The organism is Paenibacillus sp. J22R98, from assembly GCF_059383835.1.
The window spans coordinates 1-22,404 of record NZ_JBXENW010000012.1; the positions used below are offsets into that span (position 1 = coordinate 1).

Consider the following 22,404-nt stretch of genomic DNA (forward strand, 5'->3'; position numbering starts at 1 on the left):
TCGTCCTGAGCCAGGATCAAACTCTCCATAAAAGTGGTAAGCCCGAAGGCTTGGCCATTTTTAAGAATTCGCTTGTTAGCTCATTCAAAAAACTAGCTTTGCGAAACGTTAATTTCGCGATTTATGACCATTTGACTGGTCGCTCATTGTTCAGTTTTCAAAGAACAAATACTTCGTGTTTTGTGCGCCCATGTCTCAGCGGCGACTTGATTAATATATCACATTCGGTCATTTAATTGCAAGCACTTTTTTTAATTTGTTTTTGCAACTCATGTTCCGTCGTGTGACGCGAGATCTAATTTAACATATACGCAAGTCCTTGGTCAAGTGCTCTTTAACATTTCAGGCTTACTAATGTTATCCACCTATAACAAGGTCATTTGCAGACCCAAGATTAATGCAATCCCCGGGATACCGAGCAATACGGTGGTACCGATCGTCATCGGATTCAGCGGCACTTCCATTCCTGAGATCAGTCCCGAATAATTGAGGACATACAGGGTCAAAGCTGCCGCAACGAGATGTAAAGAAAATCGCCTCACCCACTGCAGCGGCAATCGGTGCCTCAGCATAACTACAAGTAAGAGCAAGGAAGATACAATTAGACTAACCAGCCAAATGATTTTCATCCACTTACACCTCCCTTTAAACTGGACCATTCTACCGGCAGCCGCTTCGCTTTTCTTATTAGCATTTCATAACGCTTCTCCGCCGCACCTATTGCAAATATGGCGTAGTCAATTTGATCTTTGCCGAGCGCATTGTCGAAATACCGATACGCATTATCCCACTCTTGTTTCGCTGTTTTAATCTCCGCGTAAAGCTCCATCTGTTCATCCTGCTCGCTCTTCTTATGCTTAAGTGCAGCAGCCTGTTTCTTCGTACGCAGCCACTTCGTCCACATCGCATTCACTCCCCGCTCATTTTTGTTTCGCTTACAGCTCGCAATTGGCACGGCATATAGTTGAAATGTATGAGAGAGAAAGAGAATTAGAACAAGCTTTCCTTGGTACAAAAAGCGGCTCAAACAAGATGAATCGACTATCGCCTTCCTTTTGGGGTCGCAGCGCGTTTCATTCCGGAACAAATAAGCTTAGTAGAAGATCAAACTTATACCAAGCTTATTTTCATCAAAAAGCCCCGCGAGAGGAATCTCTCACGGGGCTTGTCTTCAATTATGATTATCCTAATTCTCTGCGGCCTTCAAGCGCCTTGGACAAGGTAACCTCATCGGCATATTCCAAATCGCCCCCAACTGGGAGCCCATGCGCAATACGCGTTACTTTGATACCAAACGGTTTGACGAGCCGCGATAAGTACATCGCCGTTGCTTCGCCTTCAATATTGGGATTCGTTGCGAGAATCATCTCTTGTACACGTTCGTCGCTCAGTCGTCTCAATAATTCAGCAATGCGAATCTCGTCAGGGCCAATTCCCTCCATTGGCGATATCGCCCCCTGGAGGACATGATATTGTCCCTGAAACTCCTTGGTCCGCTCCATCGCAACCAAATCCCGCGACTCCTGAACGACGCAGATAACGGAATTGTCTCTGCTCTTGTCCTGGCAAATCCGGCAAGGATCGGTATCGGTAATGTTGCAGCATACGGAGCAATAATGCAGGTTGCGCTTGACGCTAACAAGCGACTTCGCGAAATCTATAACGTCGTCTTCCTTCATTTTCAACACGTGAAAAGCCAGTCTGGCCGCCGTCTTCGGACCGATGCCCGGCAATCGGCTGAAGGCATCAATAAGTTTGGCTATCGGTTCGGGATAATACAAGGCGCAGCTCCTCTACTCGTTTGGAACGTTTCAAGGTGAAACGGCTGTCGCCTTGGTGACGCAGCGCGTTTCAATCCGGAGAATTCTAAGCTCATTTATACATGTGAAACCAATAAATTCTTAGAATTTAGAATAGGCCCGGGATCTTCATGCCGCCCGTAAATTTGCCCATATCTTTGTTTGCCAGTTCATCTGCTTTAGTCAGTGCATCGTTAACCGCTGTCAGGACAAGGTCTTGCAGCATTTCGATATCATCCGGATCTACAGCTTCCGGTTTGATAATGATGCTTTGTACATTCTTATGGCCGTTTACTTGTACAGTAACGACACCGCCGCCTGCAGAACCTTCGATTAGCTTTGTTCCAAGCTCCTCTTGCGCTTTAAGCATTTGCTCTTGCATTTTCTTAACTTGCTTCATCATCTGGTTCATGTTGTTCATCGTGAAAGTCACTCCTCAATTATAGTTAGATTCGTAATCGCATTGCGCCTGCATGACATCACTTGTCTTCAATAACGACAAGATCTTCGCCAAACAGCTTAACAGCCTCTTCGACCCACTCCGGTTCCGAAGGCGCCGCACCTGCTTCATCTTGCTGAAGCATGAGCAGCTCGCCTGCGGGTGCAGGTCCGTTCTCGGTTGCCGTCTGCCATTCTTTCAGCATGACGGTAGCCAGGCGAATCGGCCGATTGAACGCTTCATGCAGCGCCCGTTCGATAACCTCACGATTGGCAGGCTTCTCTGTCGTTTCCCGGTGAATGGAGTTCTTGAACGCAACAAGGATTGTATTATCAGCAGCTGAGACGGGATCGCCATTCACGAACCACGCATGTGTCGAAATATTATTCCCTTTCACACGCTGCAAAATGTCGCTCCATCTCATGCGTACCTGCCCTGTCGCCTGGCTCTCCGCCGCGGCAAGGAATGGATCCAGCTTAACGCGGGCTATCGAGCTTGTGCCCCCGCCGGCTGCGCCGCCCTTCGCACCGAAGTTCGAAGAACCTCGCGCACCGCGCTGCGCCGCTCCCGCTTGATCGCCGCTTGGCGCTGCGCCGGCATCCGCGCGCACGCCGCTGGCGACAAGCTGTTCAATCTTGCGCTCCAATGCATCGATACGCTGCTGCAGACGCTGTACCTCTCCGGAAGAAGCGCCGCCCGCCGCGGAGTCTCCTGTGCCAACAGACGCCGAAGCGACAGCCTGTGCACCGCCGGCCTCTTGCATGGTGCAGATTTTCATAAGTGCGATCTCAAATATCGTTTGCGGCAGTGCAGCATGCTTGATCTCAAGCTGATAGCCGTTAAGTACGTCTATCATACGAAACAACAGCTCTGCGCTAAACGCTTCGGCTACCTCACGGTATTTGGCCTGATCAACGATCCGCTCTGTCGCGGCTTTCCCTTGCGGAGCAAGCTTCAACACAAGCAGATCCCTGAAATAGTATATTAAATTCTCCAGACACTTATCTGCACTCTTGCCGGCCTGCATCAGCCCTTCTACCAGCGGCATTACTGCCCCGGCATCACGGGCTCTGATTGCATCCGCCAGTTGTTCGAACTGCTCAGCAGCTAGTCCACCGGTTACATCCACGGCATCGTTCAACGTAATGCGCTCTCCGCTGTAGGCCGACACCTGCTCGAGTAAACTGATCGCGTCCCGCATCCCGCCATCCGACAGTCTCGCAATATAAGCGAGTGCATCATCTTCAGCATGAATGCCTTCTTCCGTACAAATTTGACGGAGACGTTCTGTCTGCTCCGGCAAAGAGACTTGACGGAAATCAAACCGCTGACAGCGCGAAATAATCGTAGCCGGCAGCTTATGAGGTTCCGTCGTTGCCAAGATGAAGATCACATGAGCCGGCGGCTCTTCAAGTGTCTTGAGCAGGGCGTTGAATGCTTCGGTCGTCAGCATGTGCACTTCATCGATAATATACACTTTGAAGCGCACTTCAGAAGGTGCATAGCGAACCTTGTCCCGAATATCCCTTATTTCGTCTATACCGCGGTTGGATGCCGCATCGATCTCCACAACATCCATAATCGTTCCAGCTGTAATTCCCCGGCACGCATCACAGACGTTGCACGGTTCGGTGGTCGGTCCACGTTCACAGTTGATGGCTTTGGCCAAGACTTTAGCCGCGGTTGTTTTTCCCGTTCCTCTGGGACCGTTAAATAAATAGGCATGGGATACACGATCTTCGCGTATCGCATTCTGCAAAGTTTGAATGATATGCTGCTGGCCGACCATGTCCTGGAACGTCTGCGGACGCCAGGCACGATATAAGGCGATATGTGACATACGTTCCGTTCCTTTCGGCTGCTGTCGTTCGCGGGGCAATAACGCCCGGTTCTTCTATTATACACGATGCCGCCAGCCAAAAAAACCGTTCCCCTGCACGTTTCTTCCTTCCCCTTAACAGAAAACGTACAAATCGAGGTTTTAACAAGGGAGCACGACCTGCAGAAGTGCCCCTGACTGTCTGTCCGCCGCTGTGACGCTTCCGCCAAAGTCATGCAAAATCCGCTGGCAAACCGAGAGGCCAAGACCGGTTCCGTTCTGTTTCGTCGTCACGAACGGATCGAATATTTTATCAATCAGATCAGCGGGTATGCCCGGACCTGTATCTTCAATTTCAATAAGCAGCTGCGACTTCCTTCCTGCCCTTACAACGGAGCCCTTTACGGTAAGCGTACCGCCGGCAGTCATCGCTTCTATGCCGTTCTTGCATAAGTTCAGAAACACCTGCTTCAGCATCTCGGCGTCTGCCAGCACCCGGGGAAGCTCAAGCTCTTCATCCCAAATCACATTTACATTATGAAGCAGCGCCTCACTTGCTACGACAGGCATAATGTCGCGCAGCACCGATCCCACTTGTATGGAGCTTGTCATGACTTCCTTTGGCTTACTCAGCAAAAGAAACTCCCCTACAAGATGATTGATCCGGTCCAGCTCGTTCAGCATAATGTCCGTGTATTCCTTTTCCTTGTTCATTTCACGTTCAATCATCGTTTTGCGGAACATTTGCAGGAAGCCCCGAATCGCTGTTAGCGGATTACGAATCTCGTGCGCAGCCCCCGCTGCGATTTGACCGATCATTGCGAGTCGATCGCTACGCTGCACTTGCGTCTCCAGCGAACGTAAATTCGTGACATCCTTAAATATGATGTAGGCACCTTCTCGACCTTCCCCACAGCTGCGAAGCAGTCCAACATCCATGAGCAGATCGCTTCGCTTCTCGTCGTGGATCCAGGTGATCGGATAGTTCCGAACCGGTTCCCCACTCTCCAGCGCCTGACAAATAAGTGCATATTCCTTCTCTGCGCTTGCGAAAAATGACGACAGCTGTTCATTTACGAGAGCTGACTTCGCAACGCCAAGCAACTGACAAGCAAGGGGACTGATGTCGAAAATTTGCAGCGTCTCCGGATGGAGCAAGATTACGCCGATATGCTCGTCTTGCAGCATGGTTTCCCCGAAACGCTCAATGAGGCTGGCACCCTGCCCCACTTCTTGATTATATAACAAGAGCAGACAACGAATCCCCTGCTCTGTTTGTGCAATAATGGGCACGGTCGTCGCGTGCATCACAACCCCGCCGGCTTTTCGTATATGTATCGAAATGGATTCTCGAGTAGGAAGAAGCAGATGTTTCACAATCGCTTCTATTGATTGTTCAGGTTCAGAACGAAAGAGCTTACTGTCCGCAACGCTGCGGAAAGCTGTATGGAGCAAATCCGATTCCGTATAGCCCGTTTCTTTCAGGAACTGCGTATTTACGTGGACCATGCGGGCGAACTCGTCCAACACAACAATCATTGTACCAGCGAACTGCGCACAATAATTCTCAAGCGCCTGCAGACTTAAGTGAACAATAGAAGCAGAAGGTATATCGTACATGCGTTATCCCCTTTACGTAGATCCAATCCGTCTCTATTCCTTTCGTCCACAAAAGTTGATAATCCTGCCAGAAAATAAAAAAACATCCTTATTGGCTCTTAACGAGTCAAATAAAGATGTCGTTTGTTGTTGTTAGGACCGTGCACCTAACTTCGATTGATGTGACATGGACGGCACTTCCACTCCCAGCTCTGGTCAAGCACTCCTCCGGCACATGAGCTAACCTGCTTATGGCTGCTTCCTTCCGGACCTGACCCGTTCACAAGCGCCCATTGCGGAGGACCCAACCGTCAACACTGTTCATGAACACCAGCCCCACATCAGCATAACCTCAGAAAAGGGATTCAACCTCGCTACAGCGGATTGCGAGCTACAGGGCACCGCTACCTCCCCGTCTAGCACGGCAAAAATAAGTATAGCTTGTTCTATCTCAAAGTGCAACCGCCTATTGGCTGGAAGTTGTCACTGGGTTGTCATGAGGGCTATTCTACTGCTACCCTGCCATTCGGACATGTACCTTATAACGCGGGAAATTGTCCCGTAATACCGCAAGTGCTTTTACCCGCAGCTTCTCTTTGTCTACACCTGGTTTAGCCTTGACGTTTACGTACATTTCAGGTCCTTGAAACATGATGTTGGCTCTTTCAACTCCATCGACCTTCTTCAGCTGCCGCTGCGCAAAATCCCCATCGCTATCATAATTCAGAAACTGACCGTTGCGGTTGGGCAGATGCGGGTTGCTGTTGGAAAGCCCCAAGTAACCATCGTGGCCATAGGAGTTCGAATTATAATGATTGGTGGCGTCTTTATTGCCTCCGCATGCAGATAACGAAATCGCAGTTATGAGTGTTAATGCGCTAAGCAGGACATGCTTCTTCCACATAAAAAAACCTCCCTTTAACCATTAGGATGGCTGCGGGAGGTTCTTGTATTCTGTTAATTTCCGGAAATCCCGGCCAATAAGGCTTAGATACCGTATTTCTTTTTGAATTTGTCGACGCGACCGCCGGCATCCAGGAACTTCTGCTTACCCGTGAAGAATGGGTGACAGTTGGAGCAAATCTCTACGCGCAGGTTCTGTTTGATCGAACCAGACTCGAAGCTATTGCCGCAAGCGCAAGTTACCGTCGTGACGTGGTATGTCGGATGAATACCTTGTTTCATCTCGTTCACCTCTTTCTGCCCTGAATCAACATGTGGATCCAGAGTGTATTGCATACATAAGAAGAGTATAGCATGGACGATCTAACGAAAGCAATGCTTTTGTGGGCGACCAAAAGCTTACCAAGGAAGCTCTATAATGGCTGCTTCACAGGCGCCGGAGGCACGTGGGTGTAGGATCCAACCACAACATCAGGCAGTTCATCCGCGAAGATTTCCAACATTTGCTTCATGCCATAGATCTCTCCTTGCGGCTTCGGAATAAGCTCCAGATAGCTTTCCGGATCTATATTCAAATTCCGCATTTGGATGAGCTTGAGGCCCGTACGTTTGACGAAACCGAGCATCGCTTCGATTTCTTCTTCACGATCCGTAACGCCAGGGAAAATAAGATAGTTGATGGACGTGTAAACACCCTTATCTGCTGCATAGCGAAGCGATTTCTCGACATTCGCCAGATTGTAGCCGCGCGGCTTGTAGTACGCATTATAGTGATCATCGAGCGCACTAATGGTACTGACACGCATCAGATTAAGGCCGGCATCCACGATACCGCGGATATGATCCGTCAGCCCCGCATTGGTGTTGATATTGATATAGCCCATCGAAGTCCGTTTGCGGACTTCGCGCATCGCATCAATAATAATTCTGGCTTGTGTCGACGGTTCGCCTTCACAGCCTTGTCCGAAGCTGATAATGGACTCCGGTGTAATGAGATGCTCCATCATGACGTCAACGATTTCTTCAACCGTCGGCTTAAAGTTCATGCGAGTTTGCGGAGCCACAAAGCCGCTATCGTCCGGTTGCTCCGAAATGCAGCCATAGCAGCCGGCATTGCAGGAGAAGGAAACAGGCACTGCACCTTCCCAGCGCTGAAGAAACGTATTGGATGCGGTTAAGCATTCATAGCCAAGCGCGCAATTCGACAGGTGCTTATAAAGCCGGTTCTCCGGATATTTGGCAAGCAGCCGCTCGACACCGACATTCAGTTCAGTCGTGTCGCAATTGAGTGGATTCCAGCGTTCCGGATCGTCGCTTTTCTGCGCAGTCACGTAGAAGCCGTCTTCCTTCCAAACTACAGCAGAATAACCGAAGAGCGGCAGCTTATGTGTCTTGTCACTCTTCATATAACCCGGGATGCAAAGACGAGTATAGCCCTGCGGCAAAAGTGCGCCAACCGCCTGCACGTTGCCCGGCAGCGGACGCATCTCACCAGACGCATTATGGATGCCGATCGGCCGCGTATGCGGCAAACCAACCATCGTTGCGCCCTCAGGAAGAGGAATGAGTTCATCCTCCATCAGCTCGACGATCATGTCGCCGCTGCGGCCAAGACCCGTCCAATCGGGATGATCGAACAAATTACCGTGTTCGTCTGCGTAAACGAGATTCATGGTGTACCTCCTAAAAGTTTTGCTTCAAGCATGTACGATGAAATGCCGCGTGAGCAAAACGACTTCCAATCTATGTTACAGGTGTCGTACGTGTTGACGGTCTTCTCGAAGCACTTGTTGCACTGCTGCTCGAGCCTGAGCTCGGTCTGCTGCTGCTCCCGCTTGTACCGGGTCTGTTTCTAGGCGCCGGTGGTGGCGTTACGGCAGAAGTGTCGAGCGAGGCCAAGAACTCCTCGTTATCCTTCGTATCCGCGAGCTTCTTCAAGAAGCCATCCACAAACTCCATGGAATCGTTCATGTTCTTGCGAATCGCCCATACTTTATCCAGCTGCTCTTTGGTTAAGAGCATCTCTTCGCGGCGAGTTCCCGAGCGCCGAATATCGAGTGCAGGGAAAATACGGCGTTCCGCAAGCTTGCGGTCCAGATGAAGCTCCATATTACCCGTACCTTTAAATTCTTCATAAATAATATCATCCATACGCGAGCCCGTCTCGATAAGCGCAGTTGCCAGAATCGTCAAGCTGCCGCCTTCCTCCACATTACGCGCCGAACCGAAAAACCGTTTCGGACGGTGGAATGCCGCCGGGTCGATACCGCCGCTTAGCGTACGTCCCGATGCAGGAACAACCAAGTTATATGCACGCGCAAGACGCGTGATACTATCGAGCAAAATAACGACATCCTTCTTATGCTCCACAAGCCGCAAAGCACGCTCGAGCACCAATTCCGCTACTTTAATATGATTTTCCGGCAATTCATCGAACGTTGAAGCAACGACCTCACCTTTTACCGAACGAGACATATCCGTTACTTCCTCCGGACGCTCATCGATAAGCAGTACAAATAATTCAATTTCCGGATTATTGGTGGAAATGCTGTTGGCAATTTCTTTAAGCAGCAATGTTTTCCCTGCTTTAGGAGGTGCTACGATAAGTCCGCGTTGGCCAAGGCCGACCGGTGCAAGTAAATCCATAATCCGAGTAGATAATTTAGGCTGGGCGGTTTCGAGAACTAGTTTCTTTTCGGGATAGAGAGGAGTAAGGGCTGGAAAATGAAGGCGTTCAGCAGCGTGTTCGGGGCTTTCTCCATTAACGGCATTTACTTGAAGTAATCCAAAAAAGCGTTCGTTTTCTTTGGGAGCTCGGCATTTGCCTGAAACTAAATCGCCTGTGCGGAGGTCAAACTTGCGGATTTGCGAGGCTGAGATGTAGATGTCCTCTGGACTTGGCAAGTAGTTAATCGGTCGTAGAAATCCGAAACCTTCCGGTAAAATCTCGAGTACACCCTGCATAAACATGAGTCCGCTCTGCTCTGCTTGCGCGCGCAGGATAGCAAAAATCAATTCTCTCTTCTTCAGCTGGCCATAGCCCTGTATTTGATGCTGTTTGGCCAGTTTATAAAGCTCTGTGAGCTTCATCACTTCAAGATCCGCGATCTGAAGTTCAGACATAGTATCACCACTTTTATCAAAGTTCAAGGTGAAACGGCATTCATCGTCTTTATGGCGGTGCAGCGCGCTTCACTCCGGAGAAACATAAGCTTAGTATAAAGTGAAACTTATACTATTCTATCGTTCACAAAATAATTCCAAGCCTCATCCATCATTGCCGGAATCGGCCTACTCTATTCCAGAGGCCGATTCCTATAGCGGAATAGCTTCCAGCTATCCGCCTATTCTACTACTCGCGCCAAACGTCTGCGCCGAGCATCCGTAAATTCTCGACCAAATTGTCATAACCTCGGTCAATGTATTCCACACCGGTGATCTCCGTAACGCCTTCACTCACCGTTAATGCCGCCACCACAAGCGCCGCGCCTGCACGCAAATCCGCTGCACGCACTTTCGCCGCATTCAGTGCACCGCCTTCGACAATCGCCGAACGGCCTTCTACCCGAATATTAGCGCCCATTCGCGTTAATTCCGGGACATGCTTGAATCGATTGCTATAGACATAGTCACTTAGGATGCTTACTCCTGTCGTCTGTGTCAGCAGGCTGGTCATGGGGGATTGCAAATCCGTGGCAAAGCCGGGGTACACAAGGGCTTTCACATCAATTGCTTCATACTTCGGCTGTCCGACAATACGAATGGACTCGTCCATTTCATACACATGAACGCCCATCTCTTGCAGCTTAGCCGTTACTGCTTCCATATGCTTCGGAATGACATTATCAATTAATACGTCGCCGCGCGTTGCCGCTGCAGCAATCATGTACGTGCCTGCTTGAATTCGGTCAGGTATGATGGAGTGTCTGCAGCCATGAAGCCGCTCCACGCCTTCAATACGAATCGTTTCTGTTCCGGCGCCTTTGATCTTGGCACCCATCGCGCTAAGAAGCGTAGCTACATCTATGATTTCAGGCTCTTTTGCCGCGTTTTCGATAATGGTTGAGCCTTTGGCCCGGGAGGCCGCAAGCATGATATTAATCGTCGCCCCGACACTTACGACATCGAGGTAAATCTTCGCGCCGCGCAGTTCCTTCGCCACAATCCGTACGGAGCCGTGGTCATTGGTTACTTGCGCACCCAGCGCTTCAAAGCCTTTAATATGTTGATCGATTGGGCGAGGCTCGAAATTACAGCCGCCCGGCAAACCGATTGTCGCTTCGCCAAATCGGCCAAGCAGCGCACCCATCAAGTAATACGATGCACGAAGCAGCTTTACTTTTCCGTTGGGCATCGGAATGGATTGCATAGCAGAAGGATCAATAACGATGGAGTCCCCGCTCCAATGCACATGTCCGCCAAGCTCTTCTAGTATTTCACTGTATACGGCCACATCGCTAAGGTGAGGCAAATTATCAAGCGTGACCGTCGATTCTGCCAATATGGCGGCAGGTAGTAAGGCAACTGCACTATTCTTCGCCCCGCTGATTTGCACGGTGCCGCGCAGCGGACGTCCGCCGCGGATCATTAATTTATCCATCAGTTCTTATTATCCTCCCATCCGGAAGAGAGCAACGAAACGAGCAGCCGCTATCCGGCGCATAACATAAACATAAACCCTATATGCCACAAAGCAAGCGCTCCTTCTATCAAGAGATTTCTTGACGGACGGGAGCGCCTGCTTCTGATTCGCGCTAAACGCGGCTGTTCGATTCTATAGCTTTCGGAAGTTAAGCCTGGTTGCTGCTGCCGAACAACCGGATTTTCTCTTGAACGACTGCTTTCATTGCGGAACGAGCTGGTACCAAGTATTTACGCGGATCGTAAACCGATGCACTTGCGCCAAGCACTTCGCGGATCGCGTTCGTGCAAGCTACTTGGTTCTCTGTATTTACGTTGATTTTGCCTACGCCTGCAGCGATGGACAAACGAATTGCTTCGTCTGGTACGCCGGAACCGCCATGCAATACAACCGGTACCGGAATAGCATCCGATACTTTTTGAATGATATCATAATGAATTTTCGGTTCGCCTTTGTACATACCGTGTGCTGTACCAACAGCAATCGCCAAGCAGTCAACGCCAGTTTCTTCGTAGAAACGGATTGCTTCAGCCGGCTTAGCAAGCGATGCATCTTCTTCGTCAACGCTGATATCATCCTCAACGCCGCCGATTGTGCCAAGCTCACCTTCAACGGATACGCCCATAGCGCGAGCCGCTTTAACAACTTGTTTAGTCAATTCGATATTTTCTTCTAGTCCGTAGTGGGAACCGTCAAACATAACGGAAGAGAATCCTGCACGGATACATTTCATCGCAACTTCAAAGCTGCTGCCGTGATCCAGGTGAAGTGCGATTGGCAAACCGGATTTCTTCGCTGCTGCTTCAGCAATAGCAACTGTGTACTCAATACCCATATATTTAAGGGCACCTTCGGATACACCAAAAATAAATGGCGAGTTCTCTTCCATAGCGGCTTCTGTGATCGCTTGCGCGAACTCCAGGTTGTTCATGTTGAACTGGCCGACCGCGAATTTGTTTGCTTTTGCCTTTGGCAGGAATTCATTCATCGAAACGAGTGGCATGGTTCTCTACTCCTCCTAGTGTTTTATGAAACTTACCGCTTCATAAATTTGTCTTTGATATGCGACGCTTCGCAAAACCGCCTCAGCACGGATGCTGACAACCGGCATTGAAGACATGCGCTTATATAACGAAAACACGCTTCAAATATCGCACCAAATGATTATAACACAATCATGAATCGTTTGGTACAAGTCTTGGTAATCGAAGCCTTGTTCCCCTGTTATTCGACAAAAAAAAGCAGCAGGATCCTTGTGCTTAGGATCCTACTGCATACCAGCCGCCCGCTTCTTCGCTGCGCAGCTGTAAGTTAACCGCCATTCGCATCTCATCGATATCGAACGGTTTGGTGAAATGCATAAGCGCGCCGTGATCAGTCGCTTCTTTAATCATGTCAAGCTCGCCATAGGCCGTCATCATGATGACTTTAATGTCTTTGTTGATCGCTTTGACATGCTTCAATATTTCCAATCCGTCCATACCCGGAATTTTCATATCAAGCAAAACAAGATCCGGTGCTTCGTTTCTCACGATCTCCAATGCCAACTTACCGTTAGGAGCTTGGAAAGTAGTATAGCCCTCGCTGCTGAACACTTCCATCAGCAAAATGCGAATACCATTCTGATCATCGACAATTAAGACTTTCTTGTTTTCCAACTTGAAACCCTCCTATGAATGTACGACAACCATCGTCACGATTGGATTGGAATTCCATATTCGTTAATGATTTCGAGCCATGTCATCCATATTCCTGCTTTTGCTGGAAAAAAACTTCAAAACGATTATTTCTCCGCTCTCTCAAGCGCCGCTCTTACGAATCCGCGGAACAAAGGCTGCGGTCTGTTCGGACGGGAAGTAAACTCCGGATGGAACTGAACCGCCAGGAACCATGGGTGCCCCGGAAGCTCTACCATCTCAACCAGGCGGCCATCCGGGGATGTACCCGTAATGCGCAAACCTGCGGATTCGATTGTTTCGCGGTACTCATTGTTGAACTCATAACGGTGACGGTGACGCTCGTAAACAAGCTCATCATCGTACTCACGTGCGGACAGGGAGCCCGGCGTCAGCTTACAAGGGTATAGTCCAAGGCGCATCGTGCCGCCCATATCTTCAATGTCCTTCTGCTCCGGCAGCAGGTCAATAACCGGATATTGCGTAAGCGGGTTGATTTCGGAGCTGTTCGCATCCTTCAATCCCGAAACATTTCGTGCATATTCAATGACCGCTACTTGCATGCCCAAGCAAATACCGAAGAACGGCACCGCATTCTCACGCGCATAACGAATCGCAATGATTTTACCTTCAATACCGCGATCGCCGAAGCCGCCCGGTACCAGGACGCCGTGCACACCGTGCAATTTATCAGCAACGTTCTGATCCGTTAATTCTTCTGCATTTACCCAGCGCACTTTCACATCCGCATCCGCGTCAAAGCCTGCGTGGCTAAGCGATTCCACAATACTCAAGTATGCATCATGAAGCGCAACGTACTTACCGACAATCGCAATTTCGGTTGTACGGCTAAGCTGCTTTACGCGGCGAACGAGCGCTTCCCACTCCGTCATATCCGGAGGAGTAGTAGTCAGCTTCAAGTGATTAACAACGATATCGTCAAGGCCTTGCTCGCGCAGATTCAGCGGCACTTCGTAAAGCGTCGATGCATCGCGGCATTCCACGACGGCATTGGCATCAATATCGCAGAACAGCGCGATTTTGCGTTTCAAATCGTCTGCCAGCTCATGCTCCGTACGACAAACGATCACATTCGGCTGAATTCCGATGCTTCTCAGTTCCTTCACGCTATGCTGTGTCGGCTTTGTCTTTACTTCGCCTGCCGCTTTAATGAACGGAATCAGTGTAACGTGAATGTACATCACGTTATCACGGCCGATATCGCTCTTAATTTGACGAATCGCTTCCAGGAACGGAAGGCTCTCGATATCGCCAACTGTACCGCCGATCTCCGTAATCACAACATCCGCGCCTGTTTCTTTCCCTGCACGGAATACGCGATCCTTGATCTCGTTCGTGATGTGGGGAATAACTTGAACCGTTCCGCCCAAATATTCACCGCGACGTTCTTTCGAAATAACGGTGGAGTAGATTTTGCCCGTCGTCACGTTGCTGTTCTTCGACAAATTGATGTCTATGAAACGCTCATAGTGACCCAAATCCAAATCCGTCTCGGCACCATCGTCCGTTACGAATACTTCACCGTGCTGGTATGGACTCATCGTTCCCGGGTCCACGTTGATGTACGGGTCGAACTTCTGGATCGTCACTTTAAGACCGCGATTCTTGAGCAAACGCCCAAGCGATGCGGCTGTGATCCCTTTGCCCAGCGATGATACGACACCGCCTGTTACAAAAATGTACTTAGTCACTGATGATACCCTCCACGCCTGTATGTTAAGTATAGGTTCTCCAATTTCCGAAGAAAAATGGTCATAAAAAAGAAAAAAGTGACACCCGTATAAACGGGGCACTTTCTGTTTTCGCTTATTGCGTGCATGTCCGAACTTGAAGCCCATGCAATAGTTTACTCTGCGCGGATACCCCATGTCAAGAGACTCTGGGGTCCCGCAGAATCGAACCTATTTCTCTTCTTCGTCTTCCTCATCGTCGAAGTCTTCCTCAGCATCTTCTTCGTCAGCCGCGCCATCTGCGCCCTCAACGTCGTCAATGCCGTCCTCTTCAAGCTCTTCGTCGTCGATGACAACTTCCTCGTCAACTTCCGCTTCTTCTTCGGCTTCGTCGAAGAGTTCTTGATCCTCATCATAGGAATCGAAGTCATCCTCTTCCGCAGCGTAGGTTTCTTCTTCCTCGTCCGGATAGAGATCGTCGTCGTCCTCTTCATCATTGATGATGCGCGAACGCTTCGCATTACCGACCGGATCCTCATTCTTCTCTACCGGATACCAGCGCTTCAATCCCCACATATTGCTGCCAACGCACGCGAAACGTCCGTCGATATTAATTTCTGTATATACTTGCGCAATCACTTGGTTGATTTGATCTTGGGAAAAGCCCCGAACTTTTGCAATCTCCATCATTAGGTCGCGATAGTAAAACGGCGTATTGGCCGCTTTCAGCAATTCAAATGCCAAATCAACCATCGGCATTTCCTTGATGCGCTCAGGATCGATTTTCAAGACAATCTCGCTGCTCATTTCGGACACTTCCTCTCATGTCAAACTGCATGAACGCTAGAAAACCGACTTCGCTGTCCTAAGCAGGTGAAATCGTTTTGCGCGTTAGCAATCCATTATCAAATTATAGTAAAACCTATTTCTTTGGAAAAAGCAAGCGTACCTGCTTACGAGAGCAAAAAGAAAAAGCGAAGGAGGCGCCTTCGCTTTGACTGTATCCTTCCGGATGAGGCGTTGCCGCTGTTTCCGGTTATAAGAGCCCGTTAATGACTCTTGGTCTATACTATGTGCCCGTACGGCGAATGACACGGTTTGCAGCCTAATTATGTGAAAAAAGGCAAGTTGCTCATACAGCTTGTTGCGCTCGTTCATACAATACTGCAGCATGATTCGCCATGGAGGGGAAGCCAACTTGGACAGATCCGCAGTTCTCCGCCTGCTGCACAGCGCATTAACTCTTACTACATCAGCCGCCAAGCGACGAATCGTCCGCTTCCGGCAAAAGAGCGACTATGAGCGCTTCCTTCAAGAATGGTCGAATGTCGACAAAACGGCGTCGAGCGCAGCCGATGCCATCCGTCATCTGCCATTCATCCAAGGCTTCTCTTTGCGCGTGCCCAATGATGTGCTTCGCTCTCTAACCCATGACGGAATTTGGATCGAGAATGACCCGCTCTTATCCGTGCATTCCTCCTCCATATATAAACCGGTGATCCGTGAGAAAGGCATTCCTTGGGGCGTGCAGGAAATTAAAGCACCGCTGGCTTGGAGCACAACCACCGGCCACCGCGTGAAAGTCGGCGTCATTGATACCGGCGTTGATTTCAGCCATCCGGATTTGAAGCAATCGCTTGGCCGCGGCATCAACCTGCTCAATCGCGGGTCGCTTCCACATGACGACAACGGACACGGCACCCATATTGCCGGCACGATCGCCGCAGCCAATCAGGTACATGGCATGATTGGCGTCGCTCCGCGTGCGACGGTCTACCCCGTGAAAGCGTTCGATCAGAATGGAAGCGCCTTTGTCTCAGATATCGTACTCGGCATCGACTGGTGCGTGCGCAATAATATGGACATCGTGAATATGAGCTTCGGCATGAAAACAAAGAGCAAGTCGCTGCTGACCGCGGTAACCAATGCTTACAACGCAGGCGTCATCATCGTCGCTTCCTCCGGAAACGACGGCAAACGAAAGTCGATCGACTATCCGGCGCGGTATCCGCAAACGATTGCCGTCGGCGCAACAAACCGGATGCGGCGAATCGCCCCGTTCAGCAACCGCGGATTGTATATCGACGTGTATGCGCCGGGCGACAAGATTCTCTCCTCTTGGCTGCGGGGCAAATACAACGAAATGAGCGGCACCTCGATGGCCACTTCACATGTGAGCGGCGCCATCGCTTTGCTTCTCGCGCACCGGCCCGGATTGTCGCCAAACGACATTAAGGCTGTCGTCAAACGTTCCATGCTGCCTCTAAGGGGCACAAAAGCTCCCCGGATCACCGGAGAGCTCGATGTAATGCGAATGCTTCAGGCCGGGGACCGATAAGGTTCGCGGCCTTGATTGTTTGCAAGGCGGACTACATGCGCTCCGGCGCGGAAACTCCGACCAAACGCAGAACGTTCGCGATCGCTGTGCGAGTCGCACCAAGCAGGGCGAAACGCGCTTGGGTTTGAGCCGCGTCTTCGGTAATAACGCGATCTGCGCGGTAGTAGCTGTGGAACAGTGACGCCAGCTCGTAAACGTAACGAATCAAGCGATGCGGCGCGTATTGCGATGCAGCTTCCGCGATTTCCTGCGGCAACTCGCCGATTTTGCGAAGAAGATCAAATTCATGTTCCGTTGTCAGCTGGTTCAAATCCACTTCCGCAAGCGGCAAGATCGCGATGCCTTGCTCCTCGGCCTGACGGAAAATGCTGCAGATCCGCGCATGCGCGTATTGCACATAGAATACCGGATTCTCATTGGAAGTCGAGATGGCGAGATCCATATCAAAATCAAGATGAGAGTCCATAGAACGCATAGTGAAGAAGTAACGGATCGCGTCGATACCCACTTCCTCGCGCAGATCCTCCATTGTAACGGCTTTACCTGTCCGCTTGGACATCTTGACCTTCTCGCCGTTCTGGAACAAGCTCACCATCTGTGCGATGAGGACGACCAGCTTCTGCGGATCGTTGCCCAGCGCTTCCATCGCCGCTTTCACGCGCGGAATGTAGCCGTGATGGTCGGCGCCCCAGATGTTGATCATTTTGTCGAAGCCGCGGCCGAATTTGTCGCGGTGGTAAGCGATGTCCGGCGTCAAATAGGTGTACGAGCCGTCATTTTTCACAAGCACGCGATTCTTGTCGTCTCCGTAAGCCATCGTGTTCAACCACGTTGCGCCGCCTTCTTCGAACACTTGGCCACGCTCGCGAAGCGCTGCCAGCGCCTGCTCGACTTGACCGGATTGATACAGCGAAGTTTCGCTGAACCATACGTCGAATTCCACGCGGAAGTCGCCGAGGTCGCGTTTGATTTTATTCAGCTCACGCTCCAAGCCGTAGTCACGGAAGAAGGTAAAACGTTCTTCGTCGGATAACGATAGCAGACGGTCGCCTTCGGAAGCTGCCAGTTCCTTGGCGAAACCGATAATATCTTCGCCGTGGTAGCCGTCTTCCGGCATTGCCGCATCTTGGCCAAGCGCCTGCTTGTAGCGTGCCTCAATGGAAAGCGCCAAGTTAGCAACCTGGTTGCCTGCATCATTAATGTAATATTCTCTAGTAACCTTGTACCCTGCAAAATCGAGCACATTACATAGTGCGTCGCCAACCGCCGCACCGCGAGCATGACCCAAATGCAGACTGCCTGTCGGATTCGCGCTGACGAACTCCACTTGTACGGTTTCTCCCACTCCGGTATCAATCCGTCCGTAGTCGGCACCTTGCTCAAGCACTTGACCCACTACCGGATACAAGTAGCTGCGGTCCATCCGGAAGTTAATAAAGCCGGGACCGGCAATCTCTGCGCCTTGAATGGAAGCTTTCTTCGTGTCGAGGTTCGCGATAATCGCTTCTGCGATTTGACGCGGGTTCTTCTTCGCAAGCTTCGTCAGCTGCATCGCCGCATTCGTTGCGAGATCGCCATGCGCCTTATCCTTCGGCACTTCCAGTACAAACAATGGAAGCTCTTCGCGGGCTGCCAGCCCTGCCGCTACGACCGCATCCGCGATCGCCTCTTTCACCTGCTCATGCAGCTTTACTATCACATTCGTTTCCATGTAATTCTTCAATCCCCCTGGTTCGCTTATCAATCTGTAAGGTAAAGCATTATCGATATAGGTAGGTCCTAGGTCAACGGCTCCTGCTCCTGCTCCTGCGCCTGCAGCCGAAGCCGGAACTCCCCTGTCGGTTCATCGTTAACAAGCAGCGTATAATGCCATTCGAGCAGCATAGGCAAATTCGGCTTCAACTGGCCATCGCTCGGTCCGGGCTTGGTCAAATCGCCGAACTGAACCCAAAGCAGCTTCGTCTCCGTCTCCAAATGAAAGGCGGCATGCGCCGATTCATAATGACCGGTTCGCTTGGTGCCTGCGACAAACGTCTGCAGCGACTCCACATCGCCGCGGCGCGTCACACTCAGCTCGCCGTCCCGATAGCGAATAATCGTCCGCACGACGCTGTCGCCTTCCCCTTCGCTGGTTTCCTCATAGCGGACAAATACGGATGAGCCTTTCCGAAACCACTCACCGCTAAACGTATTCTGTTCCACTTCCCCATCGATGTCGCTTCGCAGCGATATCGTTACATTCGCTCTGTCTGTCATGATCACGGTCTCCCGTCGCCTGAAATGCTTATGTCCTCACTATATACAGGAGCACCCCTAATTTCAATGCCTGCGCGTATCGGCGCGCTTCTAGATCTGTGCCGGTGTCCGCAGTCCGAGCAAGGCCAGCCCCGAACGAAGCACGCCCGCAACCGCCGCAGTTAACAGCAGCTTCGCTTCCGTTTCCGCTGGATTCTCCGTCAGAATGCGCTCCTGATGATAGAATCGATTGAAGCGTTTGGCCGCATCTAACAGGAAACGCGCCACAACCGCCGGTTCATTCTGGCGCAGTGCGCCGGCAATCGCCTCGGGATAGGCAGCCAGCAGCTTCATGCACTCCCATGCCGCCGTCCCTGAGAGATAGCTCCCCAGCTCGCTGCCGGTCACGGCACCGGATAAGCTGCGCGATTCGGTTTCCGCCAGCGTCAGCCCCCCTTTGGCCAGCAGCTTGAACGCTCTTGCCGCCGTATATTGCACGTAAGGGCCGGTTTCTCCCTCGAAGCGAAGCGCCTCATCCAGCGAGAAATCCACCTCCAGCATCCGGTGGTGAAGCAAGTCCCCGAACACAATCGCGCCAATTCCCACTGCCTCCGCGGTATCCTGCGCATCCTCCAGATCAGGATTCTTCTCTGCGATAATGGCCGCCGCCTTGGATACGGCTTCGTCCAGCACCTCATCCAGGAAGATGACCTGCCCTCTGCGCGTGGACATTTTGCGGCCTTCGAATTTCATCAGCCCAAATGCCAGATGGCGGCACTGGTCTGCCACTTCCTCCCCCATACGCTTCAAGACGGAGAACACCTGTTGAAAATGCAGCTTCTGTTCCGCGCCTACCACATACAGCAGCAAATCCCCGCCCATCTCCTTCTTTCGATAGAGAGCCGTAGCCAGATCACGAGTAGGATAGATCGTCGTGCCATCCGACTTGAGGATGAGGCACGGCGGCAATCCTTCCTCCTCTAAGCGAACAACCTGCGCACCGTTACTTTCCTCAAGCAGCTGCAGCTCTTGCAGGCGTGATACGACGGCAGCCATTTTATCGTTATAGAAGCTCTCGCCGAGCGTATAGTCGAACTGCACGCCAAGACGCGCATACACACGGTCAAATTCCTCCATGCTGAAGGATACAAAATAACGCCACAACCGATGCGCTTCCTCATCGCCGTTCTCCAGCTTCCAGAACCAGTGGCGCGCCTTGTCTTCCAAAGTCGGGTCCTGCTCCGCTTCTTCATGGAACTGGACGTACAAACGCAAGCTCTCGCGAATCGGCTCTTCCTTGAGTTTGGCTTCGTCTCCCCAGCGCATGTACGCTTCCATCAGCTTGCCGAATTGCGTGCCCCAGTCGCCTATGTGGTTGACGGTGACAACCTCGTAGCCGGAACTGCGGTACATATGAGCGAGCGAGTTGCCGATCATCGTAGAACGCAGATGGCCGACGCCAAATGGTTTGGCGATATTCGGAGAGGACATATCGATGATGACGCGCTGTCCCGTCCCGACCTGCGATTGCCCGAAATCCGCAAGCAGCAGAGGTGCAAGCAGCTTCGGCGCCCATGCTTCCCGTACGAGGAAGAGATTGAGGTACGGGCCTTTCGCTTCGGCGCGAATCGTCGGTGACATTCCGGAATCGGCACCGGCACCGATCTGCTCCGCGAGCTCTGCAGCTATTGCCGCAGGCGCACGTTTCAGTTCACGCGACAGGGCAAAGCAAGGAAATGCGACATCGCCAAGCTCCGGGTTTGGCGGAAGCTCCAGCAGCGCCACGATGTCTTCATAGGCCAGCGATGGTACATGCGGCTGCAGTTGTGAGGCTGCCCACTGCAATAACAGGTTCATCATGTTCATCCTCCCCGAAATGTGGTCACAACCCTCTAGAGACAAATAAAACCCCCGTCTCTAATAAAGAGACGGAGGTTGATTTCCGCGGTACCACTCTTCTGGTTTCCAATATGGCTGCACAAACAACGAATAGCGGCGGCCATGCTAAAAACCTCTCAAGCACGATAACGGGGTGACCGGATTCATCTACTTACAGAGGCACACTTCGCTTGATCAAGCTGCCCTGCCTGCATGTTCAATGGATCTACTCCCGGGTCCGCTTCCCTTACGCCGCTGCACCGGCTTTCACCAAGGATGATTTGATCATCCAACCCGGCTCGCTGCTAGCACCGATCTGCAAGGTACTGTCCCGTTCATCGTATGTAGCTGTTATAACTGACTGTGTTTTCCCTATTATATGCAACCTCGCGAAAAAAGCAAGCCTCTTGTGAAGGTTTGCCTATGTCTGTTCGAGCGGAATTAAATGCGGCAGCAAAATGCGCCAAGCTTCGATCCGATCTGCAGTCGTGCGCATGGCAGCCGTCGGGATGGGACTGGTCGAGGGCAGCTTGAGCAGCGTGATTGCCGTGCTGAGCTCGGGTAAGCTCTTAAAATACTTCAGGAACGTGTCATACGACTTGCTCCCGTTACAAACAATGCAGCTGATCTCCGGATAATCCGCTAGCAAGCCCGGAATGTCGTTAGGCAGCTCCTCGCGAATGTTCACGTCGAGACTGCCCTCCCGTTGGCAAGAGGCAATCACATCCCAGAGCGCAATGCCACGTGCCTTGGCAAAAGCGAGCCGTTCCTCGTAATCCTCATCGGGCGTTAGGCCGAACAAGCCATACACCACCGGCCATAGATGGTTGCGCGGATGTGCGTAATATTGATGCTTCGCCAGAGAAGCCGTTCCCGGCATACTGCCAAGGACAAGCACCCGCGCACGAGCGCCGATCTCCGGCGGAAATGAATGTACTCTCATCACGCAGTCCCTCCCCTCTTCTCCATAGGAAACCAGAAAGAGACATTTTAATCAAGCCCCATCTAGAGCTGGGGCGATGCAGGCGGCGTTCCGGTCAATCGTTCGATTTTGCGACATATGTCGTGCTGCCACTCCGTATCGCCTGTCATCGAAGCCAGCAGCGAGAGATTGTACAAATTAGCAACTTGCCGGCAAATCATCGCATTCACCGCCAAGCAATGCTCAAAGTCTGCCAGCTCCTCCGCCGAGAGCGGCCTCTTGCTTCGAACCGTCCACAGCTCCGCGAGCCGCTCGTGAATTGGCAATAAGCTCATAACTTGCTCGCCCCCTCAATTGTTAGAATACTACTATTCATTATGACCAAAAAATGAAGCCCTAAGCCGGCGGGCATACGGTAGTACTCTAAACGAAGGTGCTTTCATGTTATTTTATAGCTGATTCC

21 protein-coding genes, 1 other RNA gene and 1 other annotated feature are annotated in these 22,404 nt (G+C 51.3%); of the genes, 1 reads left to right on the top strand and 21 read right to left on the bottom strand.

Features of this window, described 5'->3' with window-relative positions:
* Nucleotides 1–365 precede the first annotated feature (365 nt).
* The 16 genes from AC50Y3_RS26280 to rpoE all read right to left on the bottom strand — a co-directional run bounded on the left by AC50Y3_RS26280 (nucleotide 366) and on the right by rpoE (nucleotide 15,375).
* Nucleotides 366–629, bottom strand: a complete 264-nt coding sequence (locus AC50Y3_RS26280) for a pro-sigmaK processing inhibitor BofA family protein (protein ID WP_494821675.1) — start codon at nucleotides 627–629, stop codon at nucleotides 366–368.
* On the bottom strand, nucleotides 626–904 hold the full coding sequence (locus AC50Y3_RS26285) for a YaaL family protein (RefSeq protein ID WP_494821676.1): 279 nt from the start codon (nucleotides 902–904) through the stop codon (nucleotides 626–628). Before AC50Y3_RS26285 ends, AC50Y3_RS26280 begins: the two co-directional genes overlap by 4 nt.
* A gap of 277 nt (nucleotides 905–1,181) precedes the next feature.
* A complete protein-coding gene (gene recR / locus AC50Y3_RS26290; RefSeq protein ID WP_494821677.1) occupies nucleotides 1,182–1,781 on the bottom strand; it encodes a recombination mediator RecR in 600 nt (199 codons plus the stop codon).
* Between the two features lie 127 nt (nucleotides 1,782–1,908).
* Nucleotides 1,909–2,220: a YbaB/EbfC family nucleoid-associated protein gene (locus tag AC50Y3_RS26295; protein WP_091225096.1), complete on the bottom strand. Its 312-nt coding sequence runs from the start codon at nucleotides 2,218–2,220 to the stop codon at nucleotides 1,909–1,911.
* A gap of 58 nt (nucleotides 2,221–2,278) precedes the next feature.
* Complete coding sequence (gene dnaX, locus AC50Y3_RS26300; protein WP_494821678.1) at nucleotides 2,279–4,078, bottom strand: DNA polymerase III subunit gamma/tau; 1,800 nt, start codon at nucleotides 4,076–4,078, stop codon at nucleotides 2,279–2,281.
* A gap of 141 nt (nucleotides 4,079–4,219) precedes the next feature.
* The gene (locus AC50Y3_RS26305; RefSeq protein WP_494821679.1) at nucleotides 4,220–5,677 is read right to left on the bottom strand and encodes an ATP-binding protein; all 1,458 of its coding nucleotides are present in this window, start codon (nucleotides 5,675–5,677) and stop codon (nucleotides 4,220–4,222) included.
* A 138-nt stretch (nucleotides 5,678–5,815) separates the two neighbouring features.
* Nucleotides 5,816–6,081, bottom strand: an RNA gene (ffs, locus tag AC50Y3_RS26310) — signal recognition particle sRNA large type.
* Between the two features lie 89 nt (nucleotides 6,082–6,170).
* A complete protein-coding gene (locus AC50Y3_RS26315; RefSeq protein WP_494821680.1) occupies nucleotides 6,171–6,560 on the bottom strand; it encodes a hypothetical protein in 390 nt (129 codons plus the stop codon).
* An 83-nt stretch (nucleotides 6,561–6,643) separates the two neighbouring features.
* Nucleotides 6,644–6,841, bottom strand: coding sequence for a 50S ribosomal protein L31 (rpmE, locus tag AC50Y3_RS26320; protein WP_161746059.1), 198 nt, complete (start codon nucleotides 6,839–6,841; stop codon nucleotides 6,644–6,646).
* Nucleotides 6,842–6,972: 131 nt separating this feature from the next.
* Nucleotides 6,973–8,232, bottom strand: a complete 1,260-nt coding sequence (locus AC50Y3_RS26325) for a radical SAM family protein (protein WP_494821681.1) — start codon at nucleotides 8,230–8,232, stop codon at nucleotides 6,973–6,975.
* A gap of 70 nt (nucleotides 8,233–8,302) precedes the next feature.
* Nucleotides 8,303–9,682 (bottom strand): transcription termination factor Rho, encoded by a 1,380-nt coding sequence (gene rho, locus AC50Y3_RS26330; RefSeq protein ID WP_494821682.1) that lies wholly within the window; start codon nucleotides 9,680–9,682, stop codon nucleotides 8,303–8,305.
* A gap of 229 nt (nucleotides 9,683–9,911) precedes the next feature.
* Nucleotides 9,912–11,159 carry a UDP-N-acetylglucosamine 1-carboxyvinyltransferase gene (gene murA, locus AC50Y3_RS26335; protein ID WP_494821683.1) on the bottom strand — a complete coding sequence of 416 codons (1,248 nt, stop codon included), beginning with the start codon at nucleotides 11,157–11,159 and terminating at the stop codon, nucleotides 9,912–9,914.
* A 190-nt stretch (nucleotides 11,160–11,349) separates the two neighbouring features.
* The gene (gene fba / locus AC50Y3_RS26340) at nucleotides 11,350–12,204 is read right to left on the bottom strand and encodes a class II fructose-1,6-bisphosphate aldolase (RefSeq protein ID WP_494821684.1); all 855 of its coding nucleotides are present in this window, start codon (nucleotides 12,202–12,204) and stop codon (nucleotides 11,350–11,352) included.
* 256 nt (nucleotides 12,205–12,460) lie between these two features.
* Nucleotides 12,461–12,859, bottom strand: a complete 399-nt coding sequence (locus AC50Y3_RS26345; protein WP_091225104.1) for a response regulator — start codon at nucleotides 12,857–12,859, stop codon at nucleotides 12,461–12,463.
* Nucleotides 12,860–12,984: 125 nt separating this feature from the next.
* A complete protein-coding gene (gene pyrG / locus AC50Y3_RS26350; RefSeq protein ID WP_494821685.1) occupies nucleotides 12,985–14,589 on the bottom strand; it encodes a CTP synthase in 1,605 nt (534 codons plus the stop codon).
* A 210-nt stretch (nucleotides 14,590–14,799) separates the two neighbouring features.
* On the bottom strand, nucleotides 14,800–15,375 hold the full coding sequence (rpoE, locus tag AC50Y3_RS26355; RefSeq protein WP_494821686.1) for a DNA-directed RNA polymerase subunit delta: 576 nt from the start codon (nucleotides 15,373–15,375) through the stop codon (nucleotides 14,800–14,802).
* A 391-nt stretch (nucleotides 15,376–15,766) separates the two neighbouring features.
* Between rpoE and AC50Y3_RS26360 the strand changes: the two genes are divergently transcribed.
* Complete coding sequence (locus tag AC50Y3_RS26360) at nucleotides 15,767–16,906, top strand: S8 family peptidase (protein WP_494821687.1); 1,140 nt, start codon at nucleotides 15,767–15,769, stop codon at nucleotides 16,904–16,906.
* 31 nt (nucleotides 16,907–16,937) lie between these two features.
* On the opposite strand, the gene argS (AC50Y3_RS26365) is transcribed toward AC50Y3_RS26360, so the two are convergent.
* The 5 genes from argS (AC50Y3_RS26365) to AC50Y3_RS26385 form a co-directional block, all read right to left on the bottom strand.
* Complete coding sequence (gene argS / locus AC50Y3_RS26365) at nucleotides 16,938–18,617, bottom strand: arginine--tRNA ligase (RefSeq protein ID WP_494821688.1); 1,680 nt, start codon at nucleotides 18,615–18,617, stop codon at nucleotides 16,938–16,940.
* A 68-nt stretch (nucleotides 18,618–18,685) separates the two neighbouring features.
* Nucleotides 18,686–19,162: a YwiB family protein gene (locus tag AC50Y3_RS26370; RefSeq protein ID WP_494821689.1), complete on the bottom strand. Its 477-nt coding sequence runs from the start codon at nucleotides 19,160–19,162 to the stop codon at nucleotides 18,686–18,688.
* Between the two features lie 90 nt (nucleotides 19,163–19,252).
* A complete protein-coding gene (argS, locus tag AC50Y3_RS26375) occupies nucleotides 19,253–20,992 on the bottom strand; it encodes an arginine--tRNA ligase (protein ID WP_494821850.1) in 1,740 nt (579 codons plus the stop codon).
* A gap of 70 nt (nucleotides 20,993–21,062) precedes the next feature.
* Nucleotides 21,063–21,367: a binding site (T-box leader), on the bottom strand.
* A 73-nt stretch (nucleotides 21,368–21,440) separates the two neighbouring features.
* Nucleotides 21,441–21,962, bottom strand: coding sequence for a DNA-deoxyinosine glycosylase (locus AC50Y3_RS26380; RefSeq protein ID WP_494821690.1), 522 nt, complete (start codon nucleotides 21,960–21,962; stop codon nucleotides 21,441–21,443).
* A gap of 62 nt (nucleotides 21,963–22,024) precedes the next feature.
* Nucleotides 22,025–22,276 carry a DUF7667 family protein gene (locus tag AC50Y3_RS26385; protein ID WP_494821691.1) on the bottom strand — a complete coding sequence of 84 codons (252 nt, stop codon included), beginning with the start codon at nucleotides 22,274–22,276 and terminating at the stop codon, nucleotides 22,025–22,027.
* Nucleotides 22,277–22,404 lie beyond the last annotated feature (128 nt).